This window comes from Nocardia huaxiensis (genome assembly GCF_013744875.1).
GTDB classification, from domain to species: domain Bacteria; phylum Actinomycetota; class Actinomycetes; order Mycobacteriales; family Mycobacteriaceae; genus Nocardia; species Nocardia huaxiensis.
The window spans coordinates 1,990,577-2,007,450 of record NZ_CP059399.1 but is presented as its reverse complement, the minus strand read 5'-3'; the positions used below and the strand labels follow the sequence as shown (position 1 = coordinate 2,007,450).

General features: G+C 70.0%; 1 protein-coding gene (cut by a window edge). It reads right to left on the bottom strand.

All coding sequences use genetic code 11. The annotated features are described in order from the left end of the window. A protein-coding gene (locus tag H0264_RS09115; protein WP_181583556.1) for a non-ribosomal peptide synthase/polyketide synthase crosses the window boundary here: on the bottom strand, positions 1–16,874 show its 5' portion. 1,165 nt of this gene lie to the left of the window's left edge; the window shows 16,874 of its 18,039 coding nt (coding positions 1–16,874); it begins with the start codon at positions 16,872–16,874; its stop codon lies beyond the left edge, outside the window.

Sequence of the window (16,874 nt, the reverse complement as noted above, 5' to 3'; positions counted from 1 at the left end):
GCCAGTTCGTTCAGCCAGAATCGAATCTGCCGCGCCAGCGTGCTTTCCGTGTCGTCCTCGGCTCCGAGCGCTTCGCGCTGCCAGGCGGCGTAGTCGGCGTACTGGATCTCCAGCGGAGTCCACGCCGGAGCCCGGCCGTCGGTCCGGCTGCCGTAGGCCGAAACCAGATCCCGCGTCATGGGCGCGATCGAGTAGCCGTCGGCGCTGATGTGGTGCAGCACAACGGCCAGCACGTGTTCGTCGGCCGCGAGTTCGAACAGGCACACCCGCACCGGCGGCGCTGCGGTCACATCGAACGCCGCGGACACCAGTTCGGCCAGCCGCGCATCGAATTCGTTCCGGGACACCGGCACCGGCGCGAAGTCCACCGCCACCGCATCCACGCCCAGCACCTCCTGGACCGGTTCGCCGTCGATCTCCGGGTAGCGGGTGCGCAGGATCTCGTGCCGCTCCAGCACATCGCGCAGGGCCGCCGCGAGAGCCGTTGCGTCCAGCGCTCCGGTGAGCCGGATGGCGGCCGGAATGTGGTAGGCGGAAGCATTGGGCTGCAAGCGATTCAGCACCCACATGCGCTGCTGCGCGGGTGAGAGCGGCGCGGCTCCGGAGCCGCTGCGACGGGTCGGACCCGACTGCGCCGCCTGGAGATCGGCCGCCGTGATCCACTCCGCCAACGCGCCCGCGGTCGTCGCCTCGAATACCGCCGCGACCGGAATTCGGAGACCGAGGTCCGCGCTGAGCCGGGCGGCCAGCCGCGTCGCCATGAGCGAATTGCCGCCCAGGGCGAAGAATTCGGCATCCAGGCCGACCGGGTCGGCCGTGCCGATGACCTCGGCGAAGGCCGCCGCCACCTGGCGTTCCAGGGCTGTTTCCGGAGCGCGGAACGCGGCGGAGGTGAAGACGGGCTCGGGTAGGCGCGCGCGATCGACTTTGCCGTTGGCATTGAGGGGGAGAGTGTCCAGGACTACGAAGACCGACGGGACCATGTAGGACGGGAGGGTTGCTGCCAGGGCGGACTTCACGGTTGTTGTGTCGAGGACGCTCTCCGCTGCGGGGTGCTGCGCTTGCCCACCCTGCGCCCCTGGCGCAGACTGCCCAAGCGCTCCAACGAGGTAGGCCACCAGGCGGTCACCGGTGTGGGGGTCGGACTTGGCTACTACGGTGGCCTGGGCTACCTCGGGCATGGCCAGCAGGGCCGCTTCGATGTCGCCGAGTTCGATGCGGAAGCCGCGGATCTTCACCTGGAAGTCGGCGCGATCCACGTACTCGAGCACGCCGTCCGCCCGCCAGCGCACGATATCGCCGGTACGGTACAGACGGCCGCCCGTGAAGGGATCGGCCACGAAGCGCTCCGCGGTGAGGGCCGGGCGACCGAAGTAGCCGCGCGCCAGCTGCGCACCCGCCAGGTACAGCTCACCCGGCACCCCGACCGGCACCGGCCGCAGGCGGGCATCGAGGACGTAGACCCGGCTGTTCCACGCCGGACCTCCGATCGGCACCACCTGCGCGGGCCGCTCGGTCACCTCGAACGCGGTGATGGACACCGCGGCCTCGGTGGGGCCGTACAGATTGAACAGCCGGGCACTCGAATCCCCGTGCTGCTCCAGGAATTCCACGGCCGTGGCGGCGGGCAGCGCCTCACCGATCGCCAGCACCGCGCGCACCGACGCCGGCAGCGGGCCACCGGCCAGCAGCATGCCCAGCAGCGACGGCACCGGATGCAGCACCGTGACGCCGTGCCGGGTGATGATCTCCCGCAGCCGATCCGGATCACGTTCGTCCCCGGTCGCGGTGACGACCAGGCTGCCGCCGGTGACCAGCGGCGACCAGAACTCCCACACCGACAGATCAAAGGTCGCGGGCGTCTTCAGCAGCGCGCGGTCCACCGGGCCGAGCCCGAAAGTAACCCGCAGCCACTGCAATTGATTGGCGATCGCGGCATGCGGAACGGCCACGCCCTTCGGCTTGCCGGTCGATCCGGACGTGAAGATCACGTACGCCGGATGCTGTTCCCGCAACGGGCGCACCCGCTCGTCATCCCTGACCGCCGCGTCCGAATGACCGGACAGATCGAGCTCATCGATGCGCACCACGTCTGTGCGCACCACGTCTGTGCGCACGACCTCCGGCCGCACGACCTCCGTCATCCCGGCATGCTTTTGGCCGGGATCCATACGATCAGCGACATCACCGGACTGGAGTGGATCCCGGCCAAGAAGCACGCCGGGATGACGGGGATCTCCGAGATGACGGGGATCCGCGAATCCGTCACGCGCGGTGGTCAGCACGCAGGCCGGGGCGGCCGTCTCCAGAATGTGGGCGATCCGGGTGGACGGATGGTCCGGGTCGATCGGGACGTAGGCCGCACCGGATTTGGTGACCGCGTACATGGCCACCACCAGGTCGAGTGAACGGCGGATGGCCAGTGCGACACGGTCCTCCGGGCCGATACCGCGCGCGATGAGTTCGCGGGCCAGGCGGTTGACCCGGGCATCGAATTCGGCGTAGGTCAGGCTGGTTTCGCCGGCGGCGTCCAGCAGCGCGACCGCGTCCGGGGTGGCCGCGACCTGGGCGTCCACCAGGTCCGCCAGGGTCACCCGGGCGACGGGGTGCGCGGTGGCGTTCCACTCCGACAGCAGCTGCCGCCGGATCGGCGCGCCCAGCAGGTCGAGGTCGCCGACGCGGGTATCCGGCCGGGTGGTGATGCCTTCCAGGACGAGAAGGAGCGCGTCGGCGAAGCGCTGGGCCGTCGCCCCGGTGAACAGGTCGGCGGCGTAGCCGAGGGTCAGGTCGATGCCCGCGGGGGCACCCGACTCGTCGTAGTTGTCCACGGCGAACAGGTGCAGGTCGAATTGCGCTACGCCGGAGTCGTATTCGATCTCCGAGACCTCCAGGCCGGGCAGGCGCAGTTGCGCGCGCTCGTGGTTCTGGAAGGACAGACCCACCTGGAACAGGGGGTGGCGGGCGGTGGAGCGCTCCGGGTTGAGCACCTCCACCAGTCGCTCGAACGGGATGTCGGCGTGCGAGAAGGCGGCGATGTCCGCGGCACGCACCTGGGCCAGCAGTTCGCTGAACGGTGCACCCGCATCCACCCGGGCGCGCAGCACCAGGGTGTTGACGAACATGCCGATCACGTCGTCGAGGGCGCTGTCGCCACGACCCGCGATCGGGGTGCCGACCGCGATGTCGCCGGTGCCGGAGATCCGGGCCAGCAGGGCCGCGAAGGCGGCGTGCACGACCATGAACAGGGTCGCGCCCTGTGCCCGGCCGAGTTCGGTGAGGCGGGCGTGCAATTGGGCGTCGACGGGCAGTTCAACGCGCCCACCGCGCAGGCTCTGCTTGGCCGGGCGCGGGTGATCGGCCGGCAGGTCCAGCTGATCCGGGAGTCCCGCGAGGGTTTCACGCCAGTACGAGAGTTGCTGGGCAGCAAGCGATCCGGTGTCCGATTCCGAGCCGAGCAGACGATGCTGCCACAGCGCGTAGTCCGCGTACTGCACCGCCAGCGGCGTCCACGACGGGCGACGGCCGGACAGATGCGCCGCATAGGCCGCCATCAGGTCGCGCACGAACGGAACCAGTGAGGAGCCGTCCGCCGAAATATGGTGCAGCACGGCGGCGAGCACGTACTCACCGGCGGACTCGGAGAGTTCGAACAGGCGGATGCGGACCGGAACGTCCACCGTCACATCGAATGTCGTGGCGGCGAACTCGGCGACGCGCTGCGCCAGTTCGGATTCCGCGACCCGCACCGGCCGCAGCGAGGACACCGCGCGCGAGGCGGGCAGGATCACCTGGGCCGCACCCGCAGGGGTCTCGGGATACACCGTGCGCAGTGTCTCGTGCCGTTCGACGACCTCCGCGAACGCCGACTCCAGCGCGGTCACATCCAGATCGCCGGACAGCCGCAGCGCCAGCGGAATGTTGTAGGCGGTGGAGGTCCGATCGAACCGGTTGATGAACCACATGCGCTGCTGCGCCGGCGACAGCGGCAACCGCTCCGGACGCGCGCCCGCGACCAGCACCGGCCGCCGCGCCCCACGCGATTCCGTGCTCGCCCGCGCGGCCAGCGCCGCGACCGTGGACGCCTCGAACAGCGCCCGCACGCCGACCGTCGTATCGAGGGTCGCGCCGATGCGCGCGACCGCCTTCGCCGCCAGCAGCGAACTACCGCCGAGGGCGAAGAAGTCGTCGTCCGCCCCCACCCGGTCCAGGCCGAGCAGTTCGGCGAACACGCCCGCCACGATCTCCTCGGCGAAGGTGGACGGCTTGCGGTAGGCGGTGCCCTCGAACTGCGGGGCGGGCAGTGCGGCGCGATCGAGTTTGCCGTTGATGGTCAACGGGATTCGATCCAGCGCCACCACGGCGGCCGGCACCATGTGCTCGGGCAGCGACCGGGTGAGCGCCTGCCGCAGCTCGCCGGCATCCAGCGTCACGCCGGCGACCGGGACCGCGTAACCGACGAGACGATCCTCGCCCACGGTCTCGTCGTGCCGCACGACCACGGCGGCCTCCCGAACCTCGGGCAGGCCCAGCAGCGCGGCCTCGATCTCGCCGAGTTCCACCCGGAAACCGCGCAGGTTCACCTGCTGGTCGGCGCGGCCCAGGTATTCGAGATCACCGGTCGCGGTCCAGCGCGCCAGGTCACCCGAGCGGTAGGCCAGGGCGCCCGCCGGGCCGTACGGGTCGGCCACGAAACGCGCCGCCGTGAGGTCCGGGCGGTTCAGGTAACCGCGCGCCAATTGCCCACCGGAGACATAGATTTCACCGGGGACGCCGACGGGCACCGGGCGCAGCCGGGAATCCAGTACGCGCACGGTCAGACCCTGCAGCGCACCGCCGATCACGCTGGCCGAACCCGTCGTGGCATCGATGGGGCGATGCGAGACGTGCACGGTGGTCTCGGTGATGCCGTACATATTGACCAGCACCGGGTTGTGCGGGTGCCGCTCGAACCAACCGGTGAGCCGCTGCGGTTCCAGCGCCTCGCCACCGAAAATCACCCAGCGCAGGGACAATTCGTCCGCGCCGCCGTCGGCATCCGCGTCGGCGGCGATGAGCTGATAGAACGCCGACGGCGTCTGATTCAGCACCGTCACCCGCTCGGCGGCCAGCAGTTCCCGGAACTGCCGCGGCGAACGCGAAGTGAAGTAGTCGACCACGACCAGACGGCCGCCGTACAGCAGTGCGCCCCACAGCTCCCACACCGAGAAATCGAAGGCGTAGGAGTGGAACATGGTCCACACATCCGCAGCCCCGAAACCGTAGTGGCCCTGCGCATTGTCGAACAGCCGCAGCACATTCCGGTGCGGGACCGCGACGCCCTTGGGACGGCCGGTGGAGCCGGAGGTGTAGATGACGTAGGCGACGTGATCGGGCCGCAGCGCCGCCCGCCGGTCGGCGTCGGTGATCGGGGCGGCATCGGCGTCGTCGAAGGCCACCGCGTCCAGATCGATCACCGGGCCGCCGAACCAGCCCGCGGGCAGTCCCGCCGCGCCGCTGGTGATCGCGCACACCGGGCGCGCATCGTCGAGCACGTACTCGATGCGATCGGCCGGATAACCGGGGTCGACCGGCAGGTAGCCGCCGCCGGACTTGATCACCGCGAGCAGGGTGACCACCAGTTCGACGGTGCGCGGAAGCGCCACGGCCACCAGGGATTCCGGGCCGACGCCGGCCGCGATCAGGCGGCGCGCCAGCTGATTGGAGCGCGCGTCGAGTTCGGCGTAGGTGAGCTCGACGCCGCCCGCGCGCACCGCGATCGCGAACGGATCGGCGATCGCCGCCGTCGCGAAACGGACTGCGAGCGTGGTGATCTCGGCGGTGTCCGGTCCGGTGCTCGACCACTCGTGCAGGGTCCGCCGCTGCTCCTCGCCGCTGAGCAGCTGGATGTCGCCGACCACCACGGTCCGGTCGGCCGCCACCGCCGCCAGCACCTGTTCGAACCGGCGGGCCAGGATCGCGACGCTGTCCGCGTCGAAAAGATCGGTGGCGTAGCTGATCTCGATGTCCAGGCCGCCCGCGCGGCCGTCCGCGCCGCGCTGTTCCACGACGGTGAACTGCAGATCGAACTTGGCGACGCCCGCGTCCACCTGCTCCTGACGCACCTCCAGGCCCGGCAGCTGCACGGTGGGCAGGTCGTAGTTGTGGAAGGTCAGCGCCACCTGGAACAGCGGATGCCGGTGCTGCGCGCGCGCCGGCGCCAGCACCTCCACCAGCCGCTCGAATGGCACGTCGGCGTGCGAGAGGGCCGCGATGTCGCCCTCCCGCACCGCGTCCAGCACGGCGTCGAAACCGGCGCGCGGATCGATCTCGCTGCGCAACACCAGCGTGTTCACGAACATCCCGACCAGACCGTCGAGAGCCTGCTCACCGCGACCCGCCACCGGGGTGCCGATGGCGATGTCGGAACTGCCCGACAACCGCGACAGCAGCACCGCCAGCGCCGCGTGCACGGTGCTGAACAGGGTGGTGTCGTGCTTGCGGGCCAACTCCGCCAGCTCGCCGTGCAGATCGGAGTCGATGCCCAGCCGGTGCGTACCGCCGCGCAGCGACGCCACCGCCGGACGCGGCCGGTCCATCGGCAGCTCCAGCTGATCGGGCAGACCCGCCAGGCGGGTGCGCCAGAACTCCAGCTGCCGGGACAGCGCGGAAGCCGGATCGTCCTCCGAGCCCAGCGAATCCCGCTGCCACAGCGCGTAATCCGCGTACTGCACGGGCAGCGGCTCCCACTCCGGGACCGTGCCGGCCCGGCGCGCCGTATAGGCGGTCAGGAAATCGGCGGCCAGCGGGGCCAGCGAGAAGCCGTCCGCACTGATGTGATGCAGCACCAGCATCAGCACGTGATCGGTGTCCGACGTGCTGAATACCGCTGCGCGCAACGGCGTTTCACGGGTCAGATCGAACGGGACGCCCGCCAGCGCGCGCATCCGGCTCTCCCGCTCGTCCGCCTCCACCCGGGCATTGATGAGCGCCGTCGCGGCCGACCGCAGCACCCGCTGCTCGGGACCGTCCAGGCCGTCCGAATAGACGGTGCGCAGGGTTTCGTGCCGCTGCACCACATCCCGCAGGGCGGCGTTCAGCACGGCGGGGTCGATCTCCCCCGTGATGCGCAGGGCCAGCGGAATATTGTCCGCCGCCGCGCCCGGACCGTTCCCGGTGACCTCCGACCAGTACCGATTGAGGAACCACATCCGCCGCTGGGCAAAGGAGAGCGGAAGCGAATCGGGCCGAGGATCGATGGCGCGCAACGGAATACGCGCGACCTGACCGGCCGTGGCAGCGGCGCGAACCGCCAGCGCGGCCACCGTCGGGGCGTCGAACAGATCACGCACCGACAGTTCGGCCTCCAGCGCCGCCCCGGCCCGCGCCACCGCCCGTGCGGCCAGCAGCGAACTGCCGCCGAGTGCGAAGAAGTCGTCATCCGCGCCGACCCGCTCGAGCCCGAGCAGCTCGGCGAACACACCCGCCACGACCTCCTCGGCCACCGTCGACGGCTTCCGGTAGGCCGCGACCTCGAAAACCGGTGCCGGCAGGGCATTCCGATCGAGCTTGCCGGTAGCGGTCACCGGGAACTCGTCCAGCACCACGACAGCGGCCGGAACCATGTAGCCCGGCAGCACCCGCGACAGTGCGTCCCGCACCGCATCGGCCTCGACCTCGGACTCCGGCGCGCACACCACGTAGCCGACCAGCTGCGGCTCACCCGTGGCCGCGTCCGCCCGCACCACAACCACGGACTGCGCCACCTGCGGCAGCGCCAGCAGCGCGCTCTCGATCTCCCCCAGCTCGATGCGTAGCCCGCGCACCTTCACCTGGAAGTCGGTGCGGCCCAGGTACTCCAGCTCCCCGTCGCCGGTCCACTTCACCAGATCCCCGGTGCGGTACATGCGCGCACCGGGAGTGAACGGGTCGGCCACGAAGCGCTCCGCGCTCAGATCCGCGCGACCGGTGTACCCGCGTGCCAGCTGCGCGCCCGCGAGGTACAGCTCACCGGCGATCCCGGGAGCCACCGGATGCAGCCGCGAATCCAGCACGTACAGCCGGGTATTGAACACCGGACGCCCGATCGGCACCGACACCGTGTCAGCGGTGGTGACCTCATGGAAGGTCACGTCCACGGCGGCCTCGGTGGGACCGTACAGATTGTGCACCCGCGCCCCGGTCAGCTCGCGCAGACGCTGCGCGGCCGGTGCGGGCAGCGCCTCACCGGAGGTGAACACCTGCCGCAGCGGCAGCCGCACGGCCTTCTCCCCGAGCGCACCGAGAAATATTGAAAGCATCGACGGCACGAAATGCGTTGTGGTGACGCCCTCTTCGGCAATGATCCGCGCCAGGTAGGCCGGATCGCGATGCCCGTCCGGCGCGGCGACCACCAGCCGCGCACCGGTCTGCAACGCCCAGAAGAACTCCCACACCGACACATCGAAGGTCGCCGGAGTCTTCTGCAGCACAACATCTTCAGCGGACAGGCCATACTCGGCCTGCATCCACACGAGGCGGTTGACGATCGCCGCATGCGACACGGCCACACCCTTCGGGCGGCCGGTCGAACCCGACGTGAAGATCACATAAGCGGTATTCGAACCACGCAGCGGCGCACGACGATCCGCATCCGTCAGCGGAGCATCGGAACAACCCGACAGCTCCACCTCATCAATGCGCACCACCCTTGTCGGGTCTTCGCTGCGGCGGGGGTCTTCGAAACCATCGCGCGAGGTCGTCAGCACGCACACCGGGTTGGCGGTGTCGAGCACATAGGCAACACGGTCGGCGGGCTGGTCCAAGTCCAGCGGCACGTACGCGCCACCGGCCTCGACGACCGCGTACATGGCCACAAGCAGGTCCAACGAGCGGCGGATGCCGAGCGCTACCAGGCTTTCCGGGCCGACGCCGGCTTCGATCAGCGTGCGGGCCAAGCGATGCACGTCGGCGGCGAACGCACCGTAGGACAGACTTGTCCCCTCGAAGGTGAGGGCAACCGCGTCCGGGGTCCGGGCAACCTGCGCCTCGAACAGGTCGGCCAGAGTGGCGGAATCCTCCGTGTCCCAGGTGGCCACGGTGTCGTTCCAGCGTGCCAGCACCAGTTCACGCTCGGCCGCATCGAGGATCGGGATATCGCCGACGATCCGATTCGGTTCGGCCGCAGCGGCTTCCAGGAGCCGAGTGAGGCGCTGAGCGAACAGGGTGATGGTGGTGTCGTCGAACAGGTCGGTGGCGTAGGTGAACACCGCGTCCAGTGCACCGTCACCGGTCTCGGTCACGGTGAGTTGGAGATCGAATTTGGCAGTGTGGGTATCGATTTCCAGCCGGGATGCTTCCAGCCCGGCCAGTTCCGGCGCCGCCGGGGCGGTGTTCTGGAAGTCCAGCACCACCTGGAACAGCGGGTGCAGACCCGGCGAGCGCACCGGGTTCAGCGCCTCGACCAGTCGCTCGAACGGCACATCCGCCTGCCCGAAGGCACGCAGGTCGGCCTGGCGCACGGTTGCCACCAGGTCCGAGAAGGACTGGGCGGCATCGATTTCGGTGCGGAGAGTCAGGGTGTTGACGAACATGCCGACCAGGCCGTCCAGCGCTTGCTCGCCGCGCCCGGCCACCGGGGTGCCGATTGCTATGTCGGTCTGTGCGGACAGCTTCGACAGCAGTGCCGCGAAGGCCGCGTGCACCACCATGAACAGTGACGCCTGCCGTTGCTCGGCGATTTCCCGCAGCTGCCGGTGCAGCTCCGCGTCGAGCGCGAACTCGTGGCGCGCACCCAGGCCGGAGCGGGTGGCCGGTCGCGGCCGGTCGAGCGGGAGCGCCAGCTCCGGCGGCACCCCCGACAGCTCATTCCGCCAGAACGCGATCTGCCGCGCCAGCAGCGACTCGGAATCGGCTGCATCGCCGAGCAATTCCCGCTGCCACAGCGTGTAGTCCGCGTACTGCACCGGCAGCGGCGCCCACGCGGGGGCGGCACCGCCGCACCGCGCGGCATACGCGGTCATGAGGTCGCGGGTCAGCGGCGCGATCGACCACCCGTCCGCCGCGATGTGATGCACCGAGAAGACCAGGATGTGCTCACTGTCGGTGCGCAGCAGGGTCAGGCGGAGCGGGGGCTCCGTGGCGAGCGCGAAAGGCTGTGCGGCGGCGGCCCGGATGCGTGCTTCCAGGTCGGCCGGGGCGATCGGCTCGGGGTGGAGGTCGAAGGTCGGTTCGGTGGCGGGCAGCACCTTTTGGTGGCCTACGCCGTCGATGGACGGGTAGATGGTGCGCAGGGTCTCGTGGCGTTCGACCACATCCGCGACGGCGGCCGCGAGGGCGGCGGGGTCGAGGGGGCCTCGCAGGCGGATGGCGTCCACCAGATTGTCGGCCACCGAGTTCGGGTCGAATCGGGCGAGGAACCACATGCGCTGCTGGGCGTAGGACAGCGGGACGAGCGCGGGGCGTTCGGCCGCGATCAGCGGGAGCCGGGAATCCGCCGTGCCGGAGGGCAGGTGCGCGGCCAGGCCCGCGACGGTCGGGTATTCGAACAGCAGGCGCAGCGGCACCTCGGTGTGCAGGGCCGCGGCCAGGCGGGCCGAGATCTGGGTTGCCACCAGGGAATTGCCGCCGAGGGCGAAGAAGTCGTCGTCCAGGCCCAGCGGGTCGGTGCCGAGGACATCGGCGAAGACCTGGGCCACCGCGCACTCGGCGGAGGTGGCGGGCGCGCGGAAGGCGCGGGCCTTCAGTTCGGGTTCGGGGAGGGCCTTGCGGTCCAGCTTGCCGGAGGGGGTGAGCGGCATGCGGTCGAGGCGGACGTAGGCGGTGGGCACCATGTACGACGGGAGCGCGGAACGCAGTCGCTCCGCGAGGATTTCGGTGAGGTCCGGCTCGGGCAGCTCGGTGACCACGTAGGCGACCAGGAGCTCGCCGGTGCGGTGCTTGTGCACGATCACGGCGGCGGCGCGCACATCGGCGGCGGCGGTCAGGGCGGCTTCGATCTCGCCGAGTTCGATGCGCTGGCCGCGCAGTTTCACCTGGAAGTCGCTGCGGCCCAGGTATTCCAGCTGCCCCGCGCGGGTGCGGCGGACCAGGTCGCCGGTCCGGTACATGCGCGAACCGTCCGGTCCGTAAGGATTGGCGACAAAACGTTCGGCGGAGAGTTCGGCACGACCGTGGTAGCCGCGCGCCACCTGCACACCCGACAGGTACAGCTCACCGATCACATTGTCCGGCACCGGGCGCAGCCGCTCGTCCAGCACGAAGACCGCGCTGCCGCGCACCGGCCGCCCGATCGGCACCGGTCCCGTCCCGGCCGGATCCACCGGCGCGTAGGTGGCGTGCACGGTGAACTCGGTCGGACCGTACAGATTGTGCAGCGCCGCGCCGCTCACGGTCGCGAAGGCCGCGGCGGCCTCACTCGACATGGCCTCGCCGGCCACGAAAACCACACGCAGCGAAGCGATGTCCGCGGCCCGCACCGCCTGTGCGAACACCGTCAGCATGGACGGCACGAACGAGGTCATGGTGACCCCGGTGCTCTCGATCAGCTCGGCCAGATACGCGGTGTCGCGATGCCCATCGTGTTCGGCGACCACCAGCTGCCCGCCCCGGCACAGCGGCGCGAACAATTCCCACACCGAGACGTCGAAGGTCGCGGGCGTCTTGAACAGCACCACGTCCGTCGCGCCGATGTCGTATTCGTCGGCGATCCAGGCGATCTGGTTCGCCACCGAGGCATGCTGTACCGCAACGCCTTTCGGGCGTCCGGTGGAGCCGGAGGTGAAGATGACATAGGCCAGGCTCGCCGGGTGCAGCGGCCCGTGCCGCTCGGCGTCGAGCACCGGAGCGGCGGAGAATCCGGACAGTTCGGCCGTATCCACCGCGACCACCCGGACATCGGCGCCGGCCTCCCAGCCGTCGGCCGAAGTCGTCAAAATACATACCGGCTGGGCGGTTTCGATAACGTGCCGCAGTCGCTCCGCGGGCTGATCCGGATCCACCGGCACATACGCACCGCCCGCCGTCAGCACCGCGTACGCCGCCAGCACGAACTCCGCCGACCGGCGCATCCCCAGCACCACCAGCGTGTCCGGGCCGACACCCAGCGAAACCAGCAGCCGGGCAAGCCGGTTCACATGCGCCGACATATCGGCGTAGGTGAGCACCCACGGCCCGTCGATCACCGCGACCGCACCGGGCGTGCGCCGCACCTGCTCCTCGAACAGCGCGATGACGCTGTCGCCGCCGGTAATCGATTCGGCCACGCCGGATTCCAGGACCCGCGCACGCTCGGCCGCATCCAGCAGCGGCACCTCGGCAACCACGATTCCGGGGTCGGCGGTGACCACCTCGAGTACCCGCACATACCAGTGCGCGTACTCGGAGACGGTGGCGTGATCGAACAGATCCGTGGCGAAGCTGAACTCCGCCTGGATCCCCGCCGGTGCCGGACCTTCCCCGGGACCGGCACCGGCGAAGCTTTCGGTGACCGCGACCGAGAGGTCGAACTTGGTCACTCCGGTGTCCAGCGTACCTGCCGTGGCAAGCAATCCGGGCAGTTCGACACCGATATTCCCCGCGCCGGTGAACGAGAACATCACCTGGAACAGCGGGTGACGGGCTTGCGAGCGGGTCGGATTCACAACCTCGACCAGCTGCTCGAACGGCGCGTCGGCATGTGCGAACGCGGCGAGATCCGCCTCCCGCACCCGAGCGACCAGCCGGGTGAACGACTCTCGCGCGTCGACCCGGGTGCGCAGCGGCAACGTATTGACGAACATGCCGATCAGTTGGTCCAATTCGCGTTCGCCACGCCCGCCCACCGGGGTGCCGATCACGATGTCCTCGGTGCCCGAAAGCCTCGCCAGCAACATCGCCAGCGCGGCGTGCATGATCATGAACGTCGAAACACCCTGTGCGCGTGCGGCTTCCGCGATCCGCTCGTGCAAATCGGCAGCCAACCCGACGGTCAGCACCCCACCGCGGCCACTGGCGACCGCCGGGCGCGGCCGATCCGCGGGCAGGTCCACCTGCTCCGGCGCACCGAACAACGCGTCGGTCCAGAACGCGAGCTGTCGGCTGAGCAGCGAATCGGGATCCTCGACCGAACCCAGTCGTTCCCGTTGCCACAGCGCGTAATCCGCGTACTGCACCGGCAGCGCGGTCCAGGCCGGAACCCCGCCCGCGCGCCGCGCGGAATACGCCTCGACCAGATCCCGCGCCAGCACCGGCAGCGACAGACCATCCGCCGCGATGTGGTGCAGCACCACCGCGAGCGCGTACTCGCCGACACCCAGCTCGAACAGCCGGGCCCGGAACGGGATCTCGGACTCCAGATCGAAACCGCGTGCGGCGAAAGCGCTCAATTCCAGATCCAGCGCGTAGCTCGCGGTCGGCTCCGCCGCAGCCAGCGGCGACACCTGCGCGGCCGGCAGAATCCGCTGGCACGCAAGACCGTCCGCGGTCTGCGGGAACACGGTACGCAGAATCTCGTGCCGGGCCGCCACATCCGCGAGCGCCGCGCGCAGCGCCGCCGTATCCAGCTCGCCACGCAGGCGCAGCACGAACGGCATGTTGTAGTCCGCACCGGACCGCTCGAACCGATTCAGGAACCAGATCCGCTGCTGCGCGGGCGACAGCGGCAGCACCGCCGGCCGCACCAGCGGACGCAGCACCGGGTCGAGTTCGGCGTCCTCGTCCAGGAAACTGTTGTCGATGAGATCGGCCAGCTCCGCGACCGTGGTGGCGGCGAACAACTCCCGCACCCCCAGCCGGCAGCCCAGCTCCGCACCCAGCCGCGCACCCACCTGGGTGGCGATCAGGCTGTTGCCGCCGAGCGCGAAGAAATCGTCGTCGAGACCGACCCGGTCCCGGCCCAGCACCTCACCGAACACCCGCGCCACCGTGCGCTGCACCGGCGACACCGGCTCGCGGTACTCGAGCACGCGACGCTCCGGGGCGGGCAGCGCCGCTCTGTCCAATTTGCCGGAAGCATTGAGCGGCAGCGCTTCCAGCAGCACATACGCTGCCGGAACCATGTACCCGGGCAGCTCCGCCGCCGCCGCGGTCCGCAGTCGCACGGCGTCCACCGCAGCGGAGGCGGCCGGCACCACATAGGCCACCAGCTGCTCGTCGCGCACCACGACCACCGCGTGCCGGACCCCGGCCACCGCCGCCAGCACCGACTCGATCTCGCCCAGCTCGATGCGCAGACCGCGCAGCTTCACCTGGAAATCGGTGCGCTCCAGATAGATCAGCTCACCGTCGGCCGACCACGCCACCAGATCACCGGTGCGGTACATGAGCTCACCGCAACGACCATGCCCCGCGCCACCGGCGAACGGATCGGCCACGAAGCGCTCCGCCGTCAGCCCGGCCCGCGCCACATAGCCCCGGGCGAGCTGTACCCCCGACAGATACAGCTCACCCGGAGTCCCTACGGGAACCGGCCGCAGACGTGAATCGAGCACGTACAGCCGGGTATTGGACACCGGCGCGCCGATCGGCACGGAATCGGTGTCCAAGTCGGTGACTTCGTGGAAGGTGACATCCACAGCCGCTTCGGTAGGACCGTACAGGTTGTGCAGCGCCGCGCCCGTACGAGCGCGGAACCGCTGCGCGGTCACCGCGGGCAGCGCCTCCCCGGACGCGAACCCCATCCGGAAGCTCGAGCCCAGGTGGGCCGCGGTGTCGTGGTCGAGCGCGGCCACAAAGACTGCCAGCATCGACGGCACGAAATGCGCGACCGTCACACCCTCGCGGGCAATGACATCGACCAGATACGCCGGCTCGCGATGCCCGTCCGGCCGCGCCACCACCAGGCGCGCGCCGACCTGCAACGGCCAGAAGAACTCCCACACCGATACGTCGAAGGTGGCGGGCGTCTTCTGCAACACCACATCGGCGGCGGTCAGGGCGTACTCGGCCTGCATCCACACCAGCCGGTTGACGATCGCCGCATGGCTGACGGCCACACCCTTGGGCTTGCCGGTCGAGCCGGACGTGAAGATCACGTACGCGGTATTCGAAGGACGCAGCGGCGCAAGGCGGTCCGCGTCGGTCAGCGGTGCGCCGGAGTACCCAGGCAGCTCCACCTCATCGATGCGCACCACCCCCGAGACTTCGAGCTCATCACGGGCGGTGGTCAGCACGACGACCGGCCGCGCGGTCTCCAGCACGTACTGCTTGCGGTCGGCCGGATGATCCGGATCGAGCGGCACGTACGCGCCGCCCGCCGCCTGCACCGCGTAGATCGCGACCACCAGCTCCGGCGAGCGGCGCAGGTGCAGGGCCACCAGCGACTCCGGACCGACGCCCAGCGAAACCAGATGCCGGGCCAGGCGATTCACGCGCTGCGCCAGCTCACCGTAGGTGAACTCGCACGCCGGTTCGCCGTCGAATCGCAGCGCCACCGCGTCCGGCGTGCGCGCGGCCCGCGCCTGGAACAGCGATACCAGCGTGGCCTCGCTGTCCACCGGACGCCGGGTGTCGTTCCAGATGCGCAGTGTCACCTCACGTTCCAGCTCGGTGGTCACCTCCGCCGCCGACAGGGGCGCGTCCGCGTCCAGGTCGAGCAGGCGCTCCAGGAAACCGAGGAACCGCGCGTGGTGCCGGGCCAGCTCGTCGCCGCTGTAGAGATTCGGATTCGCCTCCAGGTCCAGGAACACCTGGTTGCTGTCGCCGTAGTACACCTGCAGACTCAGGTCCTCCACCGGCCCCGTGGTCAGCACCCGGTATTTCGCGGTCGCGTCCGCCAGCGGCAGGCTCAGATCGAACAGCATGATGTTGGCCAGCGGACCGAACAGCGCCCGCCGGGTCTGCTGCCCGGTGCTGTCCGCGTCCCGGCGAATGTCCTCGGCGCGATACCGCTGATGCCGCAGCGCACCCGACAGTTCCCGCTGCGTGCCCGCCAGCGCCGCACCCCAGGTGATCTCGTCGCCGACCGACAACCGCACCGGCACGATATTCGACAGCATGCCCGCCGACTTGCGTGACAGACCCGTGGTGCGCGCGGTCACCGGCAGGCTCAGCACCACATCCGAGCGATCGGTGAGCCGGGCCAGATACCGCCCGAACGCCGCCACCATGACCACCGCGAACTTCGAATCGTGCGCGGCCGCACACGCGTTCACACGATCGAAGATCCGCTGCGGCAGCTGCCGACCGAAGCGCAGATTCCCCGCGGCAGGCGCGGCGGTCCGGCGATTGAGCGTGGTCGCCTCCAGCCCGCGCACCCGCTCGGCCCAGTACTCGCGATCCGTCGCGAACCGCTCGGCGCCCCGGTACTCCAGCTCGTGCTCCACCAGCTGCCGCATGGCGCCCGGCGAAACCACCGACGGCTCTTCGCCTTTCATGCGCGCGTTGTAGATCTCGGCCACCCGCATGGTGTTGGTGAGCGCGCCGTATCCGTCCAGCACGATGTGATGCGAACGCAGGTACCAGAAGTAGTGGCGCTCGGCGATCCACAGCACCGCGCCCCGCAGCAGATCGTCCGTGAGCAGATCCACCGGCGCGGTGTAGTCGGCGCGCATCCACGCGTGCGCGGCGGCCACCGGATCGGCCTCGCCGCGCAGATCGATCAGCGGAATCCGGATGCGCAGTGCGGGATCCAGCACCTGCCGGGGTTCGCCGTCCACCTCGACCGGCCGCATGAGCACGGCCTCGAACTCGTGGATGGCCTGCACGTGGGCGGCCTCCAGCACCGTGGCGTCGAGTTCGCCGCGCACCTCCAGGTACTGGGCCACATTGATCGGCACCTCCGGATCGAGCTGCTGCGCGTACCAGAGCCCGAGCTGGGCGGGTGTGAGCGGAAAAGGCTGCGGCGCCTGCGAATCCGGTGTCGTCGAACAGTCCGGCCGATGCTCGTCCGCGACCTTGCGGTCACTGCCCGACCCGAACCCACCCAACTCCGTACCCTGCAC